Annotated in this window: 21 protein-coding genes; 15 read left to right on the forward strand and 6 right to left on the reverse strand. The window is 70.4% G+C overall.

All coding sequences use genetic code 11. From position 1 onward, the window contains the following. Positions 1-491 precede the first annotated feature (491 nt). The 3 genes from OG310_RS02115 to OG310_RS02125 all read left to right on the forward strand — a co-directional run bounded on the left by OG310_RS02115 (position 492) and on the right by OG310_RS02125 (position 1,446). Entirely contained in the window at positions 492-761 is a 270-nt protein-coding gene (locus OG310_RS02115) for a hypothetical protein (RefSeq protein WP_329454141.1), read from the forward strand. A gap of 266 nt (positions 762-1,027) precedes the next feature. Next, complete coding sequence (locus OG310_RS02120) at positions 1,028-1,216, forward strand: hypothetical protein (RefSeq protein WP_329454142.1); 189 nt, start codon at positions 1,028-1,030, stop codon at positions 1,214-1,216. Next, complete coding sequence (locus OG310_RS02125; RefSeq protein WP_329454143.1) at positions 1,192-1,446, forward strand: zinc-binding dehydrogenase; 255 nt, start codon at positions 1,192-1,194, stop codon at positions 1,444-1,446. Before OG310_RS02120 ends, OG310_RS02125 begins: the two co-directional genes overlap by 25 nt. 32 nt (positions 1,447-1,478) lie before the next feature. On the opposite strand, the gene OG310_RS02130 is transcribed toward OG310_RS02125, so the two are convergent. Together OG310_RS02130 and OG310_RS02135 are read right to left on the reverse strand one after the other, a co-directional pair. Continuing rightward, positions 1,479-2,585 (reverse strand): IS630 family transposase, encoded by a 1,107-nt coding sequence (locus OG310_RS02130; RefSeq protein ID WP_329459991.1) that lies wholly within the window; start codon positions 2,583-2,585, stop codon positions 1,479-1,481. 310 nt (positions 2,586-2,895) lie between these two features. Further along, positions 2,896-3,270, reverse strand: coding sequence for a cupin domain-containing protein (locus OG310_RS02135; RefSeq protein WP_329454144.1), 375 nt, complete (start codon positions 3,268-3,270; stop codon positions 2,896-2,898). A 67-nt stretch (positions 3,271-3,337) separates the two neighbouring features. Between OG310_RS02135 and OG310_RS02140 the strand changes: the two genes are divergently transcribed. The 5 genes from OG310_RS02140 (at position 3,338) to OG310_RS02155 (ending at position 7,493) form a co-directional block, all read left to right on the forward strand. Beyond that, positions 3,338-3,778, forward strand: a complete 441-nt coding sequence (locus OG310_RS02140; RefSeq protein ID WP_329454145.1) for a MarR family winged helix-turn-helix transcriptional regulator — start codon at positions 3,338-3,340, stop codon at positions 3,776-3,778. A gap of 201 nt (positions 3,779-3,979) precedes the next feature. Next, positions 3,980-4,219, forward strand: coding sequence for a hypothetical protein (locus OG310_RS02145; protein WP_329454146.1), 240 nt, complete (start codon positions 3,980-3,982; stop codon positions 4,217-4,219). Next, the gene (locus tag OG310_RS38470; protein WP_443078530.1) at positions 4,185-4,595 is read left to right on the forward strand and encodes an LLM class flavin-dependent oxidoreductase; all 411 of its coding nucleotides are present in this window, start codon (positions 4,185-4,187) and stop codon (positions 4,593-4,595) included. Before OG310_RS02145 ends, OG310_RS38470 begins: the two co-directional genes overlap by 35 nt. Further along, positions 4,532-4,801 carry a hypothetical protein gene (locus tag OG310_RS02150; RefSeq protein WP_329454147.1) on the forward strand — a complete coding sequence of 90 codons (270 nt, stop codon included), beginning with the start codon at positions 4,532-4,534 and terminating at the stop codon, positions 4,799-4,801. The genes OG310_RS38470 and OG310_RS02150 overlap by 64 nt, the downstream gene beginning before the upstream one ends. Positions 4,802-5,393: 592 nt before the next feature. Next, entirely contained in the window at positions 5,394-7,493 is a 2,100-nt protein-coding gene (locus OG310_RS02155) for a SpoIIE family protein phosphatase (RefSeq protein WP_329454148.1), read from the forward strand. Positions 7,494-7,600: 107 nt separating this feature from the next. Here the strand turns inward: OG310_RS02155 and OG310_RS02160 are convergent, their stop codons facing one another. Continuing rightward, positions 7,601-8,404 (reverse strand): sulfite exporter TauE/SafE family protein, encoded by an 804-nt coding sequence (locus tag OG310_RS02160; protein ID WP_329454149.1) that lies wholly within the window; start codon positions 8,402-8,404, stop codon positions 7,601-7,603. 93 nt (positions 8,405-8,497) lie between these two features. Here OG310_RS02160 and OG310_RS02165 point away from each other — a divergent pair, with 93 nt between their 5' ends. Continuing rightward, positions 8,498-9,280: an AraC family transcriptional regulator gene (locus tag OG310_RS02165; RefSeq protein WP_329454150.1), complete on the forward strand. Its 783-nt coding sequence runs from the start codon at positions 8,498-8,500 to the stop codon at positions 9,278-9,280. A gap of 159 nt (positions 9,281-9,439) precedes the next feature. Here OG310_RS02165 and OG310_RS02170 read toward each other — a convergent pair whose 3' ends face one another. Together OG310_RS02170 and OG310_RS02175 are read right to left on the reverse strand one after the other, a co-directional pair. Further along, a complete protein-coding gene (locus tag OG310_RS02170) occupies positions 9,440-10,030 on the reverse strand; it encodes a MarR family winged helix-turn-helix transcriptional regulator (protein ID WP_329454151.1) in 591 nt (196 codons plus the stop codon). A gap of 247 nt (positions 10,031-10,277) precedes the next feature. Further along, positions 10,278-11,486 (reverse strand): low temperature requirement protein A, encoded by a 1,209-nt coding sequence (locus OG310_RS02175; protein WP_329454152.1) that lies wholly within the window; start codon positions 11,484-11,486, stop codon positions 10,278-10,280. A 497-nt stretch (positions 11,487-11,983) separates the two neighbouring features. Between OG310_RS02175 and OG310_RS02180 the strand changes: the two genes are divergently transcribed. The 6 genes from OG310_RS02180 to OG310_RS02205 all read left to right on the forward strand — a co-directional run bounded on the left by OG310_RS02180 (position 11,984) and on the right by OG310_RS02205 (position 18,720). Continuing rightward, positions 11,984-12,589, forward strand: a complete 606-nt coding sequence (locus tag OG310_RS02180) for a TetR/AcrR family transcriptional regulator (RefSeq protein ID WP_329454153.1) — start codon at positions 11,984-11,986, stop codon at positions 12,587-12,589. Between the two features lie 186 nt (positions 12,590-12,775). After that, the gene (locus OG310_RS02185; protein ID WP_329454154.1) at positions 12,776-14,278 is read left to right on the forward strand and encodes an FAD-binding oxidoreductase; all 1,503 of its coding nucleotides are present in this window, start codon (positions 12,776-12,778) and stop codon (positions 14,276-14,278) included. An 876-nt stretch (positions 14,279-15,154) separates the two neighbouring features. Continuing rightward, a complete protein-coding gene (locus OG310_RS02190) occupies positions 15,155-16,390 on the forward strand; it encodes a beta-1,3-glucanase family protein (protein ID WP_329454155.1) in 1,236 nt (411 codons plus the stop codon). A gap of 167 nt (positions 16,391-16,557) precedes the next feature. After that, on the forward strand, positions 16,558-16,755 hold the full coding sequence (locus tag OG310_RS02195; RefSeq protein ID WP_443078531.1) for a helix-turn-helix domain-containing protein: 198 nt from the start codon (positions 16,558-16,560) through the stop codon (positions 16,753-16,755). 540 nt (positions 16,756-17,295) lie between these two features. Next, complete coding sequence (locus OG310_RS02200) at positions 17,296-18,357, forward strand: M4 family metallopeptidase (RefSeq protein ID WP_329454156.1); 1,062 nt, start codon at positions 17,296-17,298, stop codon at positions 18,355-18,357. A 96-nt stretch (positions 18,358-18,453) separates the two neighbouring features. Then, positions 18,454-18,720 (forward strand): protealysin inhibitor emfourin, encoded by a 267-nt coding sequence (locus tag OG310_RS02205; RefSeq protein WP_329454157.1) that lies wholly within the window; start codon positions 18,454-18,456, stop codon positions 18,718-18,720. 175 nt (positions 18,721-18,895) lie between these two features. On the opposite strand, the gene OG310_RS02210 is transcribed toward OG310_RS02205, so the two are convergent. Beyond that, positions 18,896-22,549, reverse strand: a complete 3,654-nt coding sequence (locus OG310_RS02210) for a discoidin domain-containing protein (RefSeq protein WP_329454158.1) — start codon at positions 22,547-22,549, stop codon at positions 18,896-18,898. Between the last annotated feature and the right edge of the window lie 130 nt (positions 22,550-22,679).

A 22,679-nucleotide genomic window follows, 5' to 3' on the forward strand; every position in this document is an offset into this window, starting at 1 on the left:
GTGCGGGAGCAGACAACTCAGGCGTCGGACACCGTCAGGGCAGGCAGGTCGACATGCCACGAGAGCGGGCCCACTGCCTCAATCCGCAGAGGCCACGCGTAGTGCGCTCCTTGTCCTTCCATGGAACAACAGGTGTGACCTCGGCGCATCAGCAACGGCCGCGGCGCGGCGGTTGCGCTGGACGGTGCCGAAGGCGGGTCCGCGGGCGTCTCGTCCGCTCCGGCTGCTCCGTCCGATCGCGGACACCGCACGTTCGTCTCGCAGGCGCCGGCTCTGTACTGCCACCCAAGTCGCCCTTTCCTGAGGTCTGCTCGACGCGACGGCCCCTCGGAAACCAGCCGGCCGGACGGCGATCGCTCCGCCGTCTCGGCCGTCGGTGCGGACGTGAAGCACAGCGACCTTCCGCACGCGTTACCCTGGTTTACATAGTCAATATTAGTGACTAAATCCCTCGAGGGCCTGCGACCACCATCGAGCTCACGAGGTTCCGCGTGGAGCCTCACCGAGTAGAGGACCTGCTCCACGCCCGGCCCGGCATGCTCGCCGACTTCCGTGCCGACCGCACCGGCTTCCTCGACGCCCATCTGGTCCGGCTCCCGGACGACCAGTGGCTCGACATCGTGACCCGGCGTGCTCCGCATGACTTCGCGGGTTCCCGGACCAAAGGAGCCAACCGCCCGGGCATCGCCGCTTTCTTCGCCACGATCGCCGAGATGGTCAGTGCGGAGGAAGGCACCGAGCCCGACATCGAGGAGGTATGACCCGTGCGCGCCCCCTGGTACCACCGTCAGGGCCCGGCCGCCGATGTGCTGCAGGCCGGTGTCCTGCCGACCCCGGAGCCCGCCGAGGGTGAAGTCCGGGTACGGGTGGCCGTCTCCGGCATCCACGCGGGCGACCTCGGCAAGCGCGAGGGCATGCCGGGCTCCGTCATGCCGTACCCGCGCGTGGTGCCGCACGGCGACGGCGCCGGCGTGTCGACGCGGTGGGCGACGGTGCCCCGGCGGAGCGCGTCGGAACACGGGTCTGGGTGTATCTGGCGCAGCTCTACCGTCCGTTCGGCACGGCGGCCGAGTACGTCACCGTGCCGGCCGGTCACGCCGTACCACTCCACGAGGAGGTCCCCTTCGAGCAGGGAGCGGTGGTGGGCATCCCCGGCATCACCGGCCACCGCGCCATCATGGCCGACGGCCGGTGCACGGCCAGTACGTCCTCGTGACCGGCGCCGTCGGTGCGGTCGGCCGGGCCGCCGTCGCCGCCGGCGCGCGTGTCATCGGCACGGTACGGCACGAGAGGGAGGTCGAGGCGGCCCTCGCCGCGGGCGCGCACCACGTCCTGCGAAACGCTGGTCCGAGCGACGCCCTCATCGCCGGGATCAACGACATCACCGCAGGCCGCGGCCTCGACCGCGTCGCCGACCTCGCCTTCGACTCGGGCATCGCCGACTAAGTGGTCGGCTCCGGAAGTCCTTCGGGGGTTGATCAGGCTGCCAGGGCGACGGAGGATTCTTCTTGTCGGTCGGCGGGTGTGTGTCGGTCGAGCCGGGCCAGTAGATCGTCCAGGTCGGAGGTGGTGAACCTCCACTGGAACGGCTGTGCCGTGGGGTTGTAGCGGTCTTCGAACGCTCTGAGCCGGTCCCGGACCTGGGTCAGGTCCGTGAAGTCGTTGGGTTGGTCGACCTTGCGCTGAACGACGGAGAAGAAGATCTCGATCTGGTTCGTCCAGGAGGCGTGGACGGGGGTGTGGACCATGACGGCGTTCGGAAACCTGCTGGCCAGGCGGTCGATAGCCCGTTGGCCGCGGTGGGAGGAGCCGTTGTCGACGACCCAGAAGACGCGTTTCGCACCGGCGTAGGGCTCGGTGGCCATGACCTGCTCGACCAGGTTCATGAAGGGGATGATGCCGGTCTTGGGCTCGCAACGCCCGAAGACCTTGGCGCGGTGGACGTCGTAGGCGGCGAGGTAGGCCAGCGCGCCGCCGCGGCCGTACTCGTGGTTGACGCGCATCGCCCGGGCCCGGCCCGGGGCCAGGGTCGGGTGGCAGCGGCAGCGGGCTTGGACGGAGGTCTTCTCGTCGCTGGAGACGACGTACTCGTCCTCGCCCAGCGGGACGTCCTCGAACGTGCGGGCATACAGGTCAAGGACACGCTGGGCCTTGGCGCGGAAGTTGGGGTCGCGGATAAAGATCCAGGACCGGTACTGCCAGGGCTTGAGTGCGTCCTCGCGCAGCCAGCGGCGCACTGTGGACGCGGAGACGCTGTCGGTGATCCCGCGCGCGGTCAGCTCGGCGGCCAGCTCTGGGCAGGACCAGCGCGACAACGGTACGCCGGTCTCGGCGGGTAACTGGCAGGCCAGCGCCTTGGCCTCGGCGATTTGCACGGGGTTGAAGCGGGCCGGGCGCCCTGAGCGCTTGTGGTCGGCCAGGGCCGGCAGCCCGCCGTGGGCGAACCGGCCCCGCCAGGCACGGACCGTGTCCAGGTGCAGGCCCGTCTCGCGGGCGTTCCGCGCGTTGGAGCGCCCCCGTGCCGCGTGCAGGATGATCTGCGCGCGGACCCGCAGTCGGTGCTCGGTCTTGTGGCCGTAGGCCATCTTCTTCAACCGCTCACGCTCGGCGGCGGTCGCAACTATCGGGCGGGCCGGGCAAACGGGCATGGCAGACGGGCCGATCGGGAGAAGTGGATCACGACGGGTCACACCCCGCCGCATCGGATGCGGCATCATCCACGCCATGCTTGATGACCTTGCCCTGGCCCAGCGGGCGGCTCTTGCCGGGCACCGCCGTGGGTCTGCGCTACTTTGCTCGCGTACGTACCCTTACCCGGCAGCAGAAGATGGACGGTGTGGCTGCGACCGAGGCGGCGCTGATCCGGGAAGCGTGACCCACCGACCCTCTGTGGGCCTAATGAGTCCAGGGCGGCGTGACGGTGCTGCCGTCGGCCAGCTTGGCGCTGAGTCCGACCCGTGTAGTGACCCACATGTGCGCGGGCTGGTCGGTGGTATTGGCAACCGCCAGCTCGGAGCCTGCCGGAGCCACGGCTGCGTCACCGACGCCGAGTTCGGCGCTCTCGCCGGCGATGGTGATCCAGAGGCGGCCGGATAGAACGTAGAACGTCTCCTCATGACTGATCGTGTGGGCCGGACCCACCATTCCGGCCGGGACCTCGCCGCGCCATGCGGCGAGGTCCCGGCTGCCCGTGTCCGGGCGGACGTAGGAAACGAAGCGGCCGCCATGGATCTCGTGCACGACGGCCTCGTCACTGCGGATGAAGGGCATGCCAGCCTCCTTGTAGACAAGTAACTTGTCCATAAAGACAAGCAGCTTGCCGAGTTATAGTCAAGCCATGGATGACGCTCTGGCCTTCTCCGCACTCGTGCTGGCACTCTCGGGACAGTTGGTGCAGGAGATCCACGCTCGCGTGTCCCAGCAGGGATTCGAGGACCTGCGGCCTGCACACGGCTTCGCCTTTGCCCGCATCTCCCTGGGCGGCTCCACTACGGCCAACCTGGCCGAACACCTGGGGGTGACCAAACAGGCCGCCGCCCAGCTGGTCGAGGAGCTGGTCCGCAAGGGGTACGTTGTGCGACATCCACACCCCCACGATGCCCGCGCCCGGCTCTTGGGGCTGACCGAGGCCGGCTGGGCCGCCACTCGCGCCGCCGACGAGGCAGCCCGGGCTGCCGTCGCGCCATGGCGAGAGGCGCTGGGCGAAGCGCGCTTCAGTGAACTTGTCGCCGACTTGACCCGACTTACGCCACCGGGGCCGATCCGCCCCGCCTGGTGAGCCAGTAAGTCACTGGCCTGGACCACCGCAGGTCACCAAGGAAGAGCCAGGGCAACGGATTTGCGCATCCCGGGTCGGGGATGCGCAGCAAGTCGTGAACCCCGCAACCCCCGAAGGACTTCTGAAGCCGACCACTAAGTCGAGACGGCCGCCTACCACGCCGTCATCGCCACGTACGCCACCAGCAGCCCACACCCGTCCGTGCCCTACTGGACCCTGGCGTACAAGAACGTGACCGTGCGCTTCCTCAGCAACGACGACTTCCCCGAACAGGCCAACCAGCGCGCCGCGACCGAGCTCACGCAGGCCCTGGCGGTCGGCGACCTGCGGTATCCCATCGCCGCGCGTTATCCGCTGGAGGAGATCGCCGAGGCTCACGAAGCCGCCGCGCTCAGCGGCGGCGGCCGTGTGGTGCTCGATCTGCCCGGAGGGGCGTCATGACCGTCCGGTTCGGCCTCTCGCTGTCCCCGGCGCTGATATCGAGCACGGCTACCGGCTGGCCGCCGTGGCCGAGCACTCAGGCCTGAACCTGATCGGTGTGCGAGACCGTCAGCACGTCGACAGTCACGTCGCTTTCGTCTTCATCGGGCGACTGCCGGCACGCACGCGCGTCACGGTCCTGCCCGATGTGGCGAACCTGCCGCTGCGGCAGCCGGGCACGCTCGCCCGCACGTCGTCATCGCTCACCCGCGTCTCCGGCGGCAGGTTCGTGCTGGGCCTCGGCGGGGCGGCTACTGGGATACCATCGCCTCGATGGGGACACCCCGGTGCGCGTCCGCCGAGGGACCGCGTGCGCTTGCCGAAGCGGTCGAGCTGATGCGTGAGCTGCGGCAGCCCGGTGTGGCGGTGACGCACGACGGCGCGTCCGTGTCCGTGTTCGCGTCCGTGTCCAGTACAGCCAGTCAAGGACCGGCCGTACCGGTCTGGATCGGTGCACGGGGTTCGTGCGGTCTCGCGGTCACCGGCAGGTTCGGCGAGAGCTGGGCGGCGCCCGTCCCCTCGTATCTTCCGTACGAGCGGTGAGGCCCTCGAACGCGATCACCGACAGGGCGGCCGGGGAGAGCGGGCGTGCGCCGTCAGAGGTGACCCGGGCCGGGCGGTTGTCCGGCACGATCGATCCGGCCGCGCACCGGCGCGCCGGCCTGGTCGGGTCCGCACCGATCCGTACGGACGTGTGCGGCTGGGCCGAGGAGATCGAACGCCACGCCACCGAACAGCCGTTCACCGCGTTCGTCCGCCGGCCCGAGGAAGCCGACGAGACGCAGATCCGCCGGTTCGCGGAGGAGGTCGTGCCGCTCGTCCCGGCGCGGCCGAGGCAGAGGGCACCCGACGGTGCAGGCGGCGGCTGTTCTCCGGCAGGCCGGTGCCAGGGGTCCGTCTACGCGTTGCGCGCAGCGCGGCCTACGGCCGGCCTCAGCGCCTTTTCTCCGGCACCACGACCGGTCCGGACCCGCCGGGAGGCCTTCACCGTCGCCGCCGGCACCACCATCCCGCGAAGGCCGTCGGCGGAACACGGGCCGCGGGCCGGCGGATCCTCCCCTCGCGGCACGGTGAACCGCTCGGCGGCCCGATCAAGGACGCTGCTCGTTACGCTGGGAGGGAGCGTAGACCAAGGGTGGCTACGGAGGGTATCGGAATGGTGTACGAGCCCGAGGCCGATCCCACAGTGACGCACTCCGCCGGCTTCGCACAGGTGCCGGAGGCGCCCACTCCCGCACTGGCCCTGCTCGACTCCGACGGAACCGTCGTGGCGTGGGGGGAGGGCTGCCGGCGGTTGCTCGGACACCGTGCGCAGGACATCGTCGGGCATCCGGTGCAGCAGCTCCTCACGGCTTCGGCCGAGATCGCGTCCTGGCCTCCCGCCCCTGGAGCCCTGGACCGAGGGGGCGATCGGCAGAGCGTCGCCGGCGTCGTGGAGGTCACGCACGCGGAGGGCAGGAGCCTGCGCCTGACGGTGGAGATCATCGCGCTTTCGGGCGAGGACGGTGCGCGCTGCTGGTTCGTTGCCGTCACGGACGCGCCGGACGGAGCGGAGAACGTCGAAGCGGCGGCGTCGCTCCTCGACCGGTCGACGCTGGCCGTGGGGGTGTGGGACGCGGACATGCGGCTGGTGTGGTCGAACCGGACCTGCAGGGAGGTCGTGAGCCTCTTCGAGGCGAACGCGCCCACACCGTCGACACGGCACGCCATGCGTGGTTTCGACCGGACCACCATCGAGCCGGTGCTGCGCAAGGTGCTGAGGTCGAAGGAGCCGGTCACGGAGAGCCTGGTCCGGTGGGTTTCCCCGGAGGACGGCCGGGAGATCGTCTCTTCCTCCTCCGTCTTCCCGCTCGCCCCCGGGGCCGGGTCTCCGCTGGGAGTGTGCACGATCTCCCTGGTCACCAAGAGCGGCGAGCGCGAGCGCCTGGCGCTGCTCGGCAGGGCGGCGCGACGCATCGGCACCACCCTCGATGTGGTGAGGACCGCACAGGAACTCGCGGACATCGCCGTGCCGACACTCGCCGACTACGTAACCGTGGACCTGGCCGATGCCGTACCGCTGGGCGGTGAGCCGCTGGAGCGGCTGCCCGAGGCGGAATCCGGCGTCCCCGTCTTCCGCCGCGCCGGTCTCGCCTCCGTCCACGGGGGCAAGCCCGAGGCCGCGTTCACCGTGGGCGACGTGGTGTACGTACCCCCCGCGTCTCCGTTCCTGACCGCGCTGTACGGCGATCGGTCATACTTCGAGCCGGTCATGAAAACGGGCCCGGGGACATGGCTGGACAACGATCCCCAGCGCAGGCGGCTCATCCGCGAGACCGGCATGCACTCGGTGATGGTGATCCCGCTCAGGGCCCGCGGCACCGTGCTCGGCATCGCCGTGTTCGTGCGGAACGACAACCTCGTCCCCTTCTCCCGCGAGGATCTGCTGCTGGCCGAAGAACTCGTCGTCCAGGCGTCGCTGAGTCTCGACAACGCGCGCCGGTACGCGCGGGAACGGGCCGCGGCCCTCACCCTGCAGCGCAGTCTCCTGCCCCAGGCGCTGTCCGGCGGAGCCACGATGAATGTGGCCCACCGCTACCTGCCCTCGGACCGGCACGAGGGCGTCGGCGGGGACTGGATGGACACCATCGAACTGCCCGGGGGCAGAATCGCCCTGGTGATCGGCGACGTCGTCGGCCACGGCGTCAACGCGGCCGCCGCCATGGGACGGATGCGCACCGCGGTTCACACGCTGGCCGTCCTCGACCAGCCCCCGGCGGAACTGCTCGACCATCTGGACAAGGTCACCACCCAGCTCGCGGAGTCGGGCACCTGGTCCCTCGGGCACGCGTCGGTCACCGGCGGGACCTGCCTCTACTGCGTCTACGACCCGGCCACCCGGATCTGCACGCTGGCACGTGCCGGTCACCCGCCACCTGTACTGGTCACGCCCGACGGCCACGCCGCGATCGCCGGCACACCGGTGGGCCCGCCGGTCGGTACCGGCACCGGCCCCTACGAGTCCGTCGACCTGGAACTCGCCGAAGGCACGCTGCTCGCCCTGTACACCGACGGGCTGGTGGAGTCCCGGCACGCCGATATCGACGTCGGACTCGACCGGTTGGTCGACGCGCTACGACAGCCGCCCGCGGACCTCGAAGCCCTGTGCGACCGTGTCGTCGCACGCATGACCTCGGACGCGCCGTCGGAGGACGATGTCGCTCTCCTCGTGGCACGCACCCACGCGGGCGGCTGAGGCGAGGTTTCCTTCGACGGCGGCCCGCGCAACACAGCGCGGGTCACGGCGCCCGCACGTCCCACCGCACATGGCATCACCCCGCGTCGGTCCGCGGGGGCCGTCGTCTACGTCAGGAGCAGCATCACAGCGGTCACCAGGGCAAGCAGCCCGATGTAGGCCCAGGCGTGGATACGGTCGGGGATGGCAGGCGGGCGCCGCCGCAGTACGGCGATGACAGGCAGGGCACCCAGGAGCAGTGCCGAGGCCGCGCGCAGGTCCACGAGGCCCACCAGGTGCACGTGCGCGTGCGCGGCGGCGGGAACCGCCGCCGCGCCCAGGGACATCGCGGTGGCGGGGAGCGCGATCGCGAGTGTGAGGGGGTTGGCCAGCGTGGTGGCGACGTGCATGGTGTGACCGGCCCGGCGCATCGCGGGCACGGTCATGACACTGCCACCCACACCGAGGAAGGCCGCGACCGCACCGATCGGTGCACCGAGGACCGCCGGCAGCCGGCGTGGCGCGTCGGATATCGCGCCGCCCCGGGGCGGCGGACGCAGGAACCCGGGACGCAGCAGCAGGTCGGCGATGGTGAAAGCGCAGTACACGACGAATGCCCAGTGGGCCACGGCAACCGGGGCGAGGCGCGTCGCGAGCGCGCCGGCCGCGGCACCGGCAGCCAGCAGGAGGAGCAGCCTGCCGCTGCCCCGGAGCGCGAGGAGCACACGCCGTGGTGTGACGGCCGTCGCGAATCCCGCGTTCACCAGCATCACCAGCGCCGAGGTGGCCGTCGCCACCCGCATCGCGTCCGCGCCGAGCGCGGCATCCGCCCAGACCACTACCGGTACCGCGACGAAGCCCCCGCCGAAACCGAACAACACGGTCGTCACCCCGGTGAGGAGCCCGACCCCGATCAGCATCACCACGTCCATGGCCCCCACCCCACCAGTTCGGACGATCGGCCCGCATGCGATGGTCGGCACAGTTCTTTCGTGTGTCAGCCACCCGGGGATTAGGGTGACCCGGTGAGGAACGTCCCGCTGGCCGCCGTCGACCACGTCGACCGGGCCGTCCTGCCGATCGGCACCGACTACCCGCCCGGCCACGTACTCGACTGGCACGCACACCAGCGCGCGCAGTTTCTCTACGGCGCCACCGGGGTGATGGTCGTCGACACCGCCGAGGGGACCTGGACCGTCCCGCCCGAACGCGCCGTACTCATTCCGCCCACTACCCGGCACCGGGTGCGCATGCTGGAGGTGAGCACCCGGAGCCTGTACATTCGTCCGCGCGCCGTCCCCTGGTGGCCCGCCACCTGCACGGTCGTGGGCGTATCACCGCTGTTGCGCGAACTCCTCCTGGCCGCCGTCGATTTCGAGGCCGAGTACAGCCTGTCCGGCCGCGCGGGAAGCATTGCCGCGCTCCTCCTCCATGAGATCGCCGAGCACGCCCCGCTCCCGTTCCACGTGGGGATGCCCGCGTCCGCCGACCTCGCGAAGCTCTGCCGCGAGTACCTGGCCGCCCCGGACGTCGAGGTCACCAACGCCGTGTGGGCCGCTCGTGCGGCGATGAGCGAGCGCGCTTTCACGCGGCGCTTCCGTTCCGAGACGGGTGACAGCCCCGCCGCGTGGCGAGGGCGGGCCCGCCTGCTCGCGGCCGTCCCGCTGCTGCGTACCGCATCGGTGAGTGATGTCGGCGCCCGTATCGGCTATGCCTCTCCCGCCGCGTTCACCGCCGCGTTCACCCGCGTCTTCGGGGCGCCTCCGTCCCGCTTCACGGCGAGCGGCCTGGGTGGGGGCCGGTTCTGACCGTACGACGGCGGGTGCAGCCGAGCGCCGTGTCCGTCCGTGGACCATCTCATCCGCTCCACCGAAAAGCCCCGGGCGCAGGCCGATCGCGCGGGCGTCGGCTGCGTCGCCGGGCCGGGCCCGTTCACGGCTGGGTGCGCCGCGGAGGCGGTTATGCGTTCACTGCCGTGCGTCGGCCGCGCGACGCTGATGGTCGACCACGTCGGCGAAGACCCGCTTGAACTCGGCATAGACGTCCCGGCCGAGGCGCCGTTCGTGGCGGGCCTGCATGCCGGCCATGATCTCGTCCGCCGCTGCCATCTGGGCTCGGCCGCGTTCAGTGGGGCACACGAGTTTGGCCCTTCGATCCGCGGGGTCGTTCTGCCGTTCCACGTACCCCAGATCGGTGAGTTCGTCGATCAGGGTGCCGATGACCTGCTTGTGCACACCCGACCGGCGGGCCACGTCCGTCGCCCGGATGCCCGCCCCCTCCAAGTACGCGAGGACGGCACCGTGGCGTGGCTTGAGGTCGCCGAAACCCAGCTCATGGAGCCGGGCGAAGAGTTCGCCCTCGACGGCTGACAGCAACCGGCTCGACAGGGTGCCCAGATCCGGCTCGGCAACGTTGCGCTCCTTGCGACTCACGTTCCGACCTCCTCGGCCCCTGCCCTCCCCGGCCACGAACGGCCCGGGCACGTACTGCACGAGTACGTACTGCACGAGTACGTACTGCACGAGTACGTACTGCACGAGTACGTACTTTCCGAGCACGTACTTCCCAGGCAGGTGAGTTTAACCGCCCGGCATGCGCGCGAACGAAGCGTGGGGTCGTCGAGCATGGCGTACTCGTTCCCGGGCGATCCACGGTGGCTACGGCACGCCTTCTCGCCGGCGTCGGCCGCCTGGGCAGGACGAGCCTCGCGGGCACCGGTCCGGGGGGCGCGTGACGACACGTGGAGACAACGCCAGGGTCGCGGCCGGGCCGCACACCGCGGCGGAATCCGGGTCGGGATCGGTGTCAACTCGCCCCCCGGCGCGACGCGTTCCGCGGCATTCGTCGCTGCGTCCGGGACACGATCACCAGTGTGGCGGCCACCAGGGCGGAGACGACGCAACCCGTGACCAGAACAGGACTGGACGCGAAGGTGGATGCGAGCACGGCAATGACGGCCGCAGCGAACAGCACGTCCAGTGCGCCGGACGCGGACTGGTGGCGAAGCAGCAGGCGGAGCGCCGCGACGTAGACCGCGACGGGCACCGTGTAGACGGCTCCCATCGTGGTGTGCCCGCGGTGGACGTGGCCGGCCGACTCGGAGATGTTCGCAGCGAGGCCGGCCCCCACCGCCGCCGCGGCGGCGAACAGCGCGTAGTGGCCGTAACCCCAGCGCAGCGAGGCAGAAAGCGAGATGAGACCGGTGGGGGCGTCGTAGGCGAAGTACAGCCACCACATGGCGAACACCGTCATGATGCCACCGATGACAAGGGAGGCGATGTCACCGAAGGCGATGTGGAGGTCGAGAGCGGTACTGACGGCATCGGTGACGGCCGTCACGGTCTCACCGAGCACGATGAGGGTGAACAGCCCGAAGCGTTCGGCGACATGACGAGGGTGCCAGGTGGTCTGCGCCGCCCGCTCCGCCCACAGGGGTACGGCGAGTTCTCCCGCGACGAGAACGAGGAAAGTCACCAGGCTGCCGTGACCGCCCGCCGCGAGCCGGGCCACCCAGCCGACCTGGAGGACGAAGATCCCCGCCGCATAGCGAACGCAGCCCCTCCGGCGTTCGGGGTCGGAGTAGGCCGCGCGCAGCCACTGGCTCATCATGGCCAACCGCATGACGACGTAACCGATCGTGACAACGGTGAAGTCGTAGTGTTCCAGAGCCTTGCCCGCTCCGGCAGCCATGATGAGCGCGCCGGTGATCTGTACCAGGGTCAGCAGCCGATAGAAGACATCGTCGGTGTCGTAGGCGGAGGAGAACCAGGTGAAATTCATCCACGCCCACCAAATGGCGAAGAACACCAGCACATAACCGAGCACCCCGTGGGCGATGTGACCGGCGACGAATTCATGTTCGAAGGCTGCGGCGGACCGGGCCACCGCGATGACGAAACACAGGTCGAAGAAGAGTTCCAGAGCGGTAGAGGTGCGATTCTCCTCATCGGCAGGACGTGCCGTCATCGGCCGGTACCAGACCCAACCGCCGGTGCTGTCTTGCGGTTGACTCATACTGGCGCGCTCCTGACCGTTCTTGAATCGCGTTGATCTCGCCCATGGCCACCACGCACCGCGCCCGGAGCAGCGCGCGGCAGACACGTGCCGTTCCAGGCATTGACAGAGGGTCACCCTACCCTCCGGGGGCGTTCTGACCGTGCCTTTGCCCAGCCGTAAATTCGCCCCGACGCTGGACATTTTCGGGCCGCAATTCCGGGCGGACTCAGGGAACGCCGGGCCCCTTCTGCACAGCGACGAATGAACGCTACGGAAAGGCCTTTCGGATGACCGGAGATCGGGACCCGACTCGACCGTACGGTGGGCCCCGGTCGTTCATCCCCGCCGTTGAGCCGGCCGTTCGACGAGGGGCCGCGTGTGATTCGGGAAAGCGGCTGGCGGGCCGCGCCGGACGGATCGCACCGCCAGGAGCGGGCCCGGACCACTGCGACGGTCCGAGAGGGCAGGCGCAATGTCTATTTTGACATGATTCGGTACGGTCGTACTGTATGGGCATGACGAAGATTCCTCGCACGCGCCGGGCGGGCGGAGCCAAGCGGATCGCGGCTCTGGGTGCCGTCGCGGAGATCCTCGCGGCGAGGGGATACGAGAACACACGGTTCGCGGACGTGTCGGCGGCGAGCGGCGTGGCGATCAGCACGCTGCAGACGTACTTCGGCTCGCGCGAGGACATGCTGATCGAGGCCATGCGCCGTTCGACCGACGAGGAGGTCGCGGCACTGGAGGCCGCGGCCGGGTCGGAGAAGGACCCGTGGAGACGACTCGTCGCGCTGATCGACCGGAGCCTCGGAAACTCCGAGCGCACACGGCAGGTGCTGATCGAGTTCTGGCGCGCGGGCATGCGCGATGAGGAGTTGCGCGACTACAGCGTGCAAGTACGCACACGCTACCGGGAACCCTTCGTCCGGTCGGTGACCGAGGGCCGCGATCAAGGCGCGTTCGTGTTGACCTCCGGTCCCGACGACGTGGTCGACTTCCTGCTCGCGGCGCTCGGCGGGGTCATGATCCCCCGAGTTCTGCACCATCCCGGACCGTCGCCCGAGGGTTTTCGGCACGTGCTGTTGAGTCACATGAGGCTGGCGCTCGGCCTTCCCGGGTAGCCGCGGCCGCGCGGAAGCCGAGCTGCGCGGCGCGTACGTCACCCCTCAAGGACCAGCGGGCCGACGACACATCAACAAGAAGCGGCGAGCGTACTTCGGCACGGCACCGTCCGGGTGCCGGTGCCTCAGGCCGCGTGGGCCGGATCCCTGTCGGGATGAACACACCGAAAGGAAGAGGGCACAGCCATGAACCCTGCCGAACCCAACGGATCCCAGGGGCCCCAGCAGAGCGGCGACGACCAACTCCCCACTCAGCCGCCGAGCTGGACCGGCGAACTGAACACCCTGGCGCAGAGCGTCGACGGCCCCGTCCTGACCCCCGGGATGGAGGGTTACGACGAGGAAGTCGCGGTGTTCAACCAGTCCGTGTCCCATCACCCCGCGCTCGTCGTGGGGGCGGCGAGCCCGGGTGACGTGTCGGCCGCCGTGCGTTTCGCGAACGTCCACCGGCTCGGTGTCGCCGTACTCAACACGGGGCACGGCCCATCCGTCGGCGCGACGGACGAGATCCTGCTCATCACCACACGCCGCATGTCCGACATCGCGATCGACGCGGAGCGGCGGACCGCGCGTGTCCAGGCGGGTGTCCGCTTCGGGCCACTCGTCGAGCAGGCCGCGCGATACGGGCTGGCCCCCCTCCCCGGCTCCTCGCCCGGCGTCGGCGTGATCGGTTACACCCTCGGCGGTGGCGCCAGCCTGACCATGGGCCGCAAGTACGGCTGGGCCTCGGACCATGTGCGGGCTCTCGACGTCGTCACAGCGGACGGGGAGACACACCGCGTCGCGCCGGACAGCGAAGCAGCGCTCTTCGGAGCGCTGTTGGGAGGCAAGAGCAACTTCGGTGTTGTGACATCCATGGAATTCGCACTGTTCCCCGTCACCCGCCTGTACGCGGGCGCCCTGTTCTTCTCGGGTGAGGACGCCCGGGCCGTGTTGGAGGCGTACCGGCGTTTCACCGCTTCGGCGCCCGACGAGATGAGTTCCGGGCTCGCCCTCCTCAACTTCCCGCCCCTCCCGACGCTGCCGCCCTTCCTGCAGGGCAAGCTCGCCGTTTCCGTACGGATCTCCTACGTCGGCCCGCCATCGCAGGGAGCGCGGCTCGTCGAGCCGCTCCGCCGAGCCGCGCCGCTTCTCCTGGACTCGGTCGGCGACATGCCGTACACGGAGTTCGCCGCCATCAGCATGGACCCCACCGAGCCCGCCGCCGCCGTGGAGCACTTCGGCCTGCTGGACGCGATGTCCCAGGAAACCGTCGACGCCGTGCTGGATACGGTCGGCCCCGGCTCCGGCTCCGGCTCCGGCTCCGGCTCCGGCTCCGGCTCCGGCAGCACGGTCAACCTGGTCGACATCCGCCACCTCGGCGGCGCCTACGCCGCCCGCCCGACGACCGAGACCGCCGTCGGAGCCCGCGACGCCGCCTACGCGTTCTTCGCTCTCACCGTCGTGCCGCCCGGGCAGGACGTCGCCGCGTACGCGGACGCCGGCCGGGAGCTCCTCGAACGGCTCACGCCCTGGCTGAGCCCGACCAAGCACCCCAGCTACCTCTCCCCCGCGGACGCCCTCGCGGGCAGGACGAGCGAGGCGTACGACTCCGGGGTCTACGAGCGACTGCAGGAGCTCAAGGCGGCCTACGACCCGGAGAACAGGCTGCGGGTGAACCACAACATCCCTCCCCGAAGCGCTGCTTGAGGGCTCCCCCGCGACTCCGTGGCACCTCGCGCAGCCACCCGCTTCGCCGCTCCAGGCATCTGCCTCCGCCGCTGCCGCTGCTGCTGCCGGACCCCGATACCGGGATGCGGCGGGCCGCACGGGTGGCATCCTCGGGCTCGGGCTCGTAAGCGGACAGCCCCCGGACGAGCGCGAGTTCAAGGACGAGTTGCAGCCCGCTCCCTCCCCGAGGCCGGATGTCCAGCCGGGTCCGCGTGTCCTTTGGTCCGGCCCATCCGTGGTGACGGTCCTGTGCGGTCTGCCGTCCATCGGGCAACGCGCCACAACCGCAGGCATCACATGACGTCGACACGCGCTGCTCGTCGTCGTGCCGCCCGCCGGGACACGCGTCGAGCCCGGCCCACGTGGCGGCTCCGCGGGCAGCAGCGGCTTCGCACCATGGCTTCGGTTCGGGTTGCCGCGCTCGTGGTGCGGCCGGATCGGTCCGTGCCGTTGCGGGGGTGAACGCCAGCCACGAGCGGGACGCCGTGATGGTGTCCGAGGTGGCCAAAACCCCTGCTTGCAGCACGACTTGTCCTGGCTGAACGCTTCACCGGCCCGCCTTCCGGACCGTTGCAGGCGTAGGCACGCGGAGGTGCCCGTACCCGGCAGAGAGCGCTCTCACCCTTGACGCACGGGCCTGCGCGCAGGTTCAATCACTACCGCCCACCCGGGCCGGCGACGCTGCGAACGCGGCTGGTCGGCCCTCCAAGCAGGCACTGCGCGCTGTCACCATCCGCTCGACACGCCGGGCCCCTCCCGCCACCCCCGCGGTCCTGACGTGACGTCCCTCTGCCCCCCACCAGACCGGCCCTGCCTGCCCAACGGCACTGTGCCGGACTTCCACAGGAGGAGAACGTGGTCTCCCGCCGTTCCTTCATCACCGCCGCCGGCGCCGTCGGCATGGCCACCGCCGCCAGTTCACCGCTGTGGTCGACAGCGCTGAGCTCGCCCGCTTCGGCCGCCACGGCATCCCTGCCCATCGCTCTGCGGAACAACTCCGGCAGCGGCACGGTCTACGCCTACATCAGTGGATCCGACAGCACCGGCTGGCCCGGATTCGTCACGCCCGACGGGCACTTCCAGCGTCTGCCGAGCCCGTCGGCGGTCCTCACCCCCACACCCGACTACTCGATCGCCCTGGGCGCCTCGGGCTCCTCAGCGACCGACGTGCCCCTGGCCGACTACGTCATCGGGGGCCGCGTCTGGTTCTCCGTCGGCAAGAAGATCCAGTTCTTCGTCAACCCGCCCGGCGGGAGCGGAGGCGTCCCGGGACTCGTCCAGCCCGGCTTCACCAGTTCCGACCCGAACTGGGAGACCAACTGGACCTTCTGCGAGTTCACGTACAACAGCGCCAACCTGTACGCGAACATCAGTTACGTGGACATGGTCGCGCTGCCGGTCTCCATGGGCAGTACGGGCAGCGGGGGCGCACAGTCGGTCAGCCCACTGCCTTCCGGCGCGCTGGCCTCCATCGCCACGGGCCTGCAGTCGCAGCACGCCATCGACGGTGCGCCGTGGGATCAGCTCGTCGCAAAGGACGCCGGCGGAGCGGCACTGCGCATCCTGGCCCCGGCACACTCGCCGACGGACTTCGGTTCGTACTGGAACGCCTACCTCGACGAGGTGTGGAGTTACTACCAGTCGCATGCTCTGACGGTCGACGGACAGGGCAGCATCGGTTCCTTCACCGGCACGGTCTCCGGCGACACACTGAACTTCGCCGGCCTCAACACCAACGGCGTCCCGTTCACCAAGCCGAGCGCCGTCGACATCTTCGGCTGCGCGAGCGGCCCCCTCTACAACTCCGGCGGGGACGCGCGGGGCGCCGTCGCGGCCCGCCTGGCCGCCGCACTCAACCGCAGCTCACTTCTTGTGAGCGGCGGCGACAACCAGCCCAGTGGTGTGACACCGCCGCAGTACTACCAGGGCGGTACCACCAACCACTACGCGCGCCTGGTGCACCAGTACGCCTCCATCGGCTACGCCTTCCCCTACGACGACGTCGGCCCCACCGGCGCGGCGCCCGTCGACGGCCACCTCCAGGACGGCGCCCCCACGTCCTGGAGCATCTCGCTCGGGTCCGGTCAGTAAGCCCCGGAGAAGTCGGAGCTCTTCCGCCCTTGGGTGCCTCCTCCTGTGCCGGCCGCCGCCACGAGGCGCGGCCGGCACGCAGGCGTCCCCGGGCTCATCCCCCTGCCGCACCGGGCGGTTGCCCAGCTCCCCAGACGAACGGGTCACCCTTATCCGGTCCTGCTGGCGTGCGTGACTTCGACATCAATGTCACCCGATCCACCGGCAGTCACCATTTCAAGGTCCTACGGCGTGCGGGCCTCATCCGGCAGCGCTACGAGGGCACGCTGAAGTTGAACACCTTGCGCCGCGCGGACCTGGAGCAGGCCTTCCCCGGACTGCTCGACGCGATCATCGACGCCGCTCGACGCGAGGCAGCACGGTAGACGGTCGCGGCGCACGGCGCACTCCCCGGCAATCGGTCGTGGGGCAAGGGGGTTGAGCCGGTCCCGCCTGCCGCGATCGAAGCCGACGAGTATCTCCCCAGCGAACCGCCGCCCGCCGAAGCGGCCCGGACCCCCGCGTCCCGCAGCGCGCCCGGCACCTCACCGGACCGCGACCGAGATGTTCGCGGGTTCGAGACGGCCGACGTCGGGACGACGGGATCGTGTCGCGTGTCGGCCCTGTCCTCAACCGGCTTCTCGCGGCTCCTGGGTGAAGTCGTATCCGGTGAAGGCGGCGAGCGGAACTATCCGATGTGCTGGTGGAGAGCGTTGCTCGTGGCGTTGACCGGGTTCGTCAACAGGACGACGGACGACATCCGGCCGACCGAGGTGCCCGCGCACCCGACCGGAGCGGTATCGCGGTTCCGCGGCAGGTTCCACCCCATACGGGTGGTAACCCTCGATGCACTCGGGATCACACGATTTCGGGAATCTCACCGCTATTCGATGACAAGACGGTGACTCGCTGTCACATTGCTCTGTATGAATACTTCAGGCGGTCCGGTCCCTTCGGTTTTCTGCACCATCGTGCCCCCGCACATCCTGGACAAGTTGTCGCAGGCGGCGGACGCATCACGTTCGGCCCGTGCGCTGCGGACCCTCGAGCACGACGCCCTCCAGCGCGGACGGCGCCGAGCCGTCCAGCCGCTCGTCGCGGCCGGGACGGGCACCGGCGGGGACAGTCCCCGCCGTACTGTCTACGACGCCCGGCACAAGGAGACCCTGCCGGGGGTGAAGGTGCACTCCGAGGGTGACACGCCGTCCAAGGACGCGTCCGTCAACCGCGCGCACGCCGGACTCGGTGTGACGTTCGACCTGTACCTCAAGGTCTACGGCCGGCACTCCATCGATGACGCGGGCCTGCCGCTGAACGCCACCGTCCACTACGGCCGCGAGTACGACAACGCGTTCTGGGACGGTGAACGCATGGTCTTCGGCGACGGGGACAACGACCTGTTCCTCGACTTCACCATCCCGGTGGACGTCATCGGCCACGAACTGACCCACGGTGTCACCCAGTACACCGCCGCCCTTGAGTACTCCGGCCAGTCCGGTGCGCTCAACGAGTCCGTCTCCGATGTCTTCGGGTCGCTGATCAAGCAGTACGCCCTCGGTCAGAGCGCGGCCCAGGCGGACTGGCTCATCGGCACAGGGCTGCTCGGGCCCGATGTGACGGGGCAGGCGCTGCGCTCCATGAAGGCGCCTGGCACGGCGTACGACGACGACGTCCTGGGCAAGGACCCGCAGCCCGCGACGATGGACGCCTACGTGCGCACGGCACAGGACAACGGGGGCGTGCACATCAACTCCGGTATCCCCAATCACGCCTTCTACCTCGCCGCCACCGAACTGGGGGGCAGCGCCTGGGAGAAGGCGGGGCAGGTCTGGTACGACGTCCTCACTGGTGGAGCACTCGCCGCCGACGCCCAGTTCGCCGATTTCGCGCGGCTGACCGCCGCCGCGGCCCGCACGCGCTTCGGTGACGGCGACGAGCACGCGGCGATGGTCAAGGCGTGGTCGCAGGTCGGCGTCGCCGCCACCTGAGAGCCGGGCACGGAGTGTCCCGCCGCCCGCCGGCGAATGCGGCGCGGCGCTCCGGCGGGCGGGATGCACCCCGCGCAGGTCGGGTAGGAAGGAGCCATGCGGATCGCAGTGCGACGGACCGGCGGCCTCGCCGGCATCGAGCGTCACGCCGAAGTCGACACGTCGACACGGCCCGACGCACAGGAGTGGGACGCCCTGGCCCGGCAGGTCGTCGACGAGGGCGGAGCCGCGCCTCCCGCGGGAGTCCCGGACGGCTTCCGCTACGAGGTCACCGTCGACGGGCGTACGGTCCACCTCGCCGACCCCGGGCTGACGGATCAGCAGCGTGAGCTGGTCACGGGGGTGCTCAAGGAAGGGGCCTGAGCGAACTGCCGATTCTTCGCGGATCCGGATTCCCGTCCACGGGCCCCCGTCCCCCGCTCCCTCTCGGCTGCCCGGGGCCGAAGCGGCGGCCGGGAGGCGGGGCCGGGCCCTGCCTCCCGGCCGCCGGGGAGCTGGGGCACAGGACCCTGCCCCCGGCGGCCGGGGTGCGGGGCGGTCAGACGCGTCGGCGCGCGAGGTTCAGCGCCTCGACGGTGAGGCGCGGCCTGCCGGAGGGCAGAGCGCGGGCGGGCCATGACGCCTCGACCGTCCGCGTCTCGCCGGGGAGCAGCCACAGATAGTTGTCGCTGTAACGGGTGGGCAGTACGCGGGCGTCACTGTGCGCGTCGCGGACACCGACCCTGACCATCGCCGCCGCCACATCCCCGGTGTTGCGCAGTGTCACGGTGGCCCCTTCAGGCCCGTCGCGCCGGATGCTCGCGGCGAGCCGTGCGTCGTGCGCACCGATGAGGCCGCGGACATCGCTCGGGGAGCGGTAGCGCAGGTAGGTGTTCTCCGAGACCTGCTCACCGTGACGGTCGCTCATGCGCAGACGCAGCAGGTGCCCGCCCGGCAGGTCGGCGGTGAACGGCACGGTGAACGCGGCCGCGGCCGAGGAGGCCGCCACGTCCAGGGTGCGGCGCCGCGGCGCGGCCAGCGCTCGGCCGTGCAGGTCGCGCAGGTCGGCGGTCACCGTCGCGCCGGTGAGGGCCGCCGGCGTCTGGTTGACCGCGTGCACCTGCCAGTCGGCGAGGCTCGCCTGGACGTGCAGGGGCTCGCATGCCGTGCGGGCTCCGTAGTAGGTGCCGTTGACGTCGAGGTCGTAGTCGTAGGTCTGCCAGACGGTGCTGTGGTGCGCCGGGTGGGACATCCACAGCAGGACACCCGAGGCGTCGTCCCACATCTTCGCGTTGTACGCCTCGAAGATGGCGCGCATGCTCTCGTAGTTGACGAACTGTGCCCGGGAGCAGAAGTCGTCGAGGTTGTCCGAGGGGCCGAACCGGTCGTCGACGGCGGCCCGGTACGTGTCTGGGTTCTGGCCGCCGCGCGTGCACCAGTCGTGGTGGAACCAGACGTCACCGATGGGCCAGACCGGCTGGCCGTCGGCGAGGTGTCGCATACTCTCGGCGACCGGGACGGTGGGGATGCCGATCTCGGTGTGGAAGCCGTAACTGCCGATGGAGTAGGTGTCCCCGGAGAAGTACGTCGCCGGGTCGATCCAGGAGTACGGGCCGTGGCCGGTGACGATGCCCCCCGCCGAGTTGCCCTGGTAGAGCACGCCGGGGTGCACTTCGGTGACGGCCGTGCGCAGCCCCGCGTCGATGGCGGCGGGCGGGTCGCTCTCGTTGGTGGCGCACCAGACGGCGAGGCAGGGGTGGTGCCGGTAGCGCAGCACGGTGTCGCGGGCGATGGCCAGGAAGGACGCGAGGTTCGAGTCGGGCGGGAAGATGGCATCCCCCTCCCAGAAGTCGTTCCACACCAGGATGCCGTTCTCGTCGCAGGCGGCGAAGAACTCCTCGCGGTTGCTGGAGCCGATCCAGTTGCGGATCATGGTGAAGTTCATGTCCCGGTGCATGGCGACGGTGTCGTCCATCCGATGGGGCAGGACGCGGCGCAGCAGTTCGTCGAAGCCCCAGTTGCCGCCGCGGCACATCACACGTACGCCGTTCACCGCGATCTGCAACTGGGTGCCGGTGTTGCTGACGGAGGTGACGTCCGTCCAGGAGGAACCGTCGTCGCAGACCTGCACGGTGAAGGTCAGGGCGTAGGCGCTCTCCCAGGTGATGACGACCCGGTCGAAGGTGGTGGTCGCACCGAGGTCGACCTCTATCCACTGGTTGTCGGAGTAACCCGAGGACCAGCGGGTGGAGTCGCTGCCGTCGACGGCGTTGGCGGGCTGGTCGTTGCTGTTGTCGAAGGACGAGGCGGTGGCCGTGCGGTGCAGGGCCAGGTCGGTGCCGGGCGTGGCGCTGTCCAGGACCGACAGGGTCCACATCGACACACCGAAGCCGGTGGCGCGCTTGCCGCACTGGATCCGTACGTAACGGGCCCGCTGCTGCGCGAAGTCGACGTTCTGGGGAGCCGAGTGGCCGGTCGGCGCGATGACGATCGGCTGGTCGTAGTGGTAGTCGAGCCGGCGCAGGCCCACCCGGGTGGTGCGCCGGTCGGAGACGGCCCCGCCGACGGTCGCGGTCGTCGTCAGGTCGTGCAGCACCGCCTCGCCGTAGCCGTTGGGCCACCACAGGCGCGGCTCGGTGATCCGCAGCGCCGGATGGCCGGCGGGGGCGAACGTCACCTCGCGGCTCTCCCCGGCCGCCAGGGTGAGCGTCGTGCTCACCTCGGCCCCGTGCAGCCGCGCGGACACGGTGGCCTTACGGCTCACGGCCCCGGCGTTGCGGACCGGGACGACGACGGTGACCTCGGCCGTGCCCAGGGACGGCAGCTCCGGGAGAGCGGTGTCCACCCGGGGGTCGCCGACGACGACGTCCCCGGTGGATCGCAGCCGTACGTGGTTCCAGATCCCGGCCGCGCGGTCGCGGACCGCGGGCATCCAGTCCCAGCCGGTGATGGAGATGTACGTCGGCGAGTCGGCGGTCGGCGCGACGGAGTTGAGTGTCGAGATGCCGTCCGGCCCCTTGTCGCCCGGATTGCCCGGGTGCGGCATGGGCGCGATCCGCACGGCGACGACCTGCTCGCCGTGCGCCAGCGCGTGGGTGACGTCGAACGCGGCTCGTGCGACGGGGTAGGTGAGTTCGCCGACGCCGAGGCCGTTGAGCCAGATCTCCGCCTGGTGGTTGACGCCGTCGAACTCCAGCCAGACACGCCGCCCTTGCCCGGTGCCGAGGCCCTTGGGAAGGTCGAAGGCACGCCGGTACCACCAGTCGTGGCGGGACAGGGCCTCGGGGGCACGCATGTTGTTGAAGCCGACGGTGGGTTCGGGCAGGTGTCCCTGCTCGACCAGCGAGGCGTGCACGGTGCCGGGAACGGCGGCCGGGAGCCACGCACTGGTGTCGACACCGCGCGAGGACAGGTCCTTGCCGTCGGTCGACGGTGCCCAGGAGTCCATGGTGACGCTCCAGCCGGACTCCAGCGCAACCGTGCCGTCGTCCGCGACGGCGAGGGCGGGTGCCTTCGCGGCGTTGCGGCCCCAGTCGGTCCAGCCGGTGGCGGCCGGTCTCGCGCCGCGGCTCGTGCCGTACACCTCGAAGCTGTTGAGGCCGACGGGATTGTCGTTCGCGCGTTTGGTCGAGGTCATCCGGATCCAGCGGGTGGTCACCGGCCGGGGCAGCGTGATGGTCGTCAGGCCGCCGGTGCCCGAGGACGTCTCGTACACCGGACGCCAGGATTTCCCGTCGTCGGACACGTCCAGCGTGAACGCCACCGCGCAGCTGGACATGGCCTCGAAGCCGGTCGTGTGCAGGAAGGGGTTGACGCCCGGGTCGGGGATGAAGACCGGGTCGGAGTCGGTGGCCTCGAACACGAGGACCACCGACTCGACGGAACAGGGCCCCTGCAGATCGACACTGATCCACTGGGGATCGCCGGGCACCGCCCGCCAGCCGGACCCGCGCACCCCGGGCTCGGCGAGGCCGTCCACGGCGAACGACGCGGGTGTCGGCGCCCAGTCCGTCGAGGAGACCTGCACCGGCCGGTACTGCGCGAGGTCCGCCGACCGGCCGCGGTGCGGCACGGAGGGCGCGGTCGCGGAGCCGGCCGCCCGGGCGACGGTGGCGGGCAGCCCCGCCGCCAGGCCGAAGCCGGCGAGCAGGGTGGCGTTGCTGCGCAGGAAGGAACGCCGGGACGGGGACGGGTGGTTGTGCGGCTCGGACATACGAGGACTCCGGGGATCACGAGGGTGTACGGGTGCGGACAGGTGCGTGGTGGGAACGGGCGTTGCGGGGTGTGCGCAGGGGCGCGTGGACATGCCTGACGGACGGCTGGAGGTGCGGCCCCGACGCCGC

The organism is Streptomyces sp. NBC_01497 (assembly GCF_036250695.1).
Classification (GTDB): domain Bacteria; phylum Actinomycetota; class Actinomycetes; order Streptomycetales; family Streptomycetaceae; genus Streptomyces.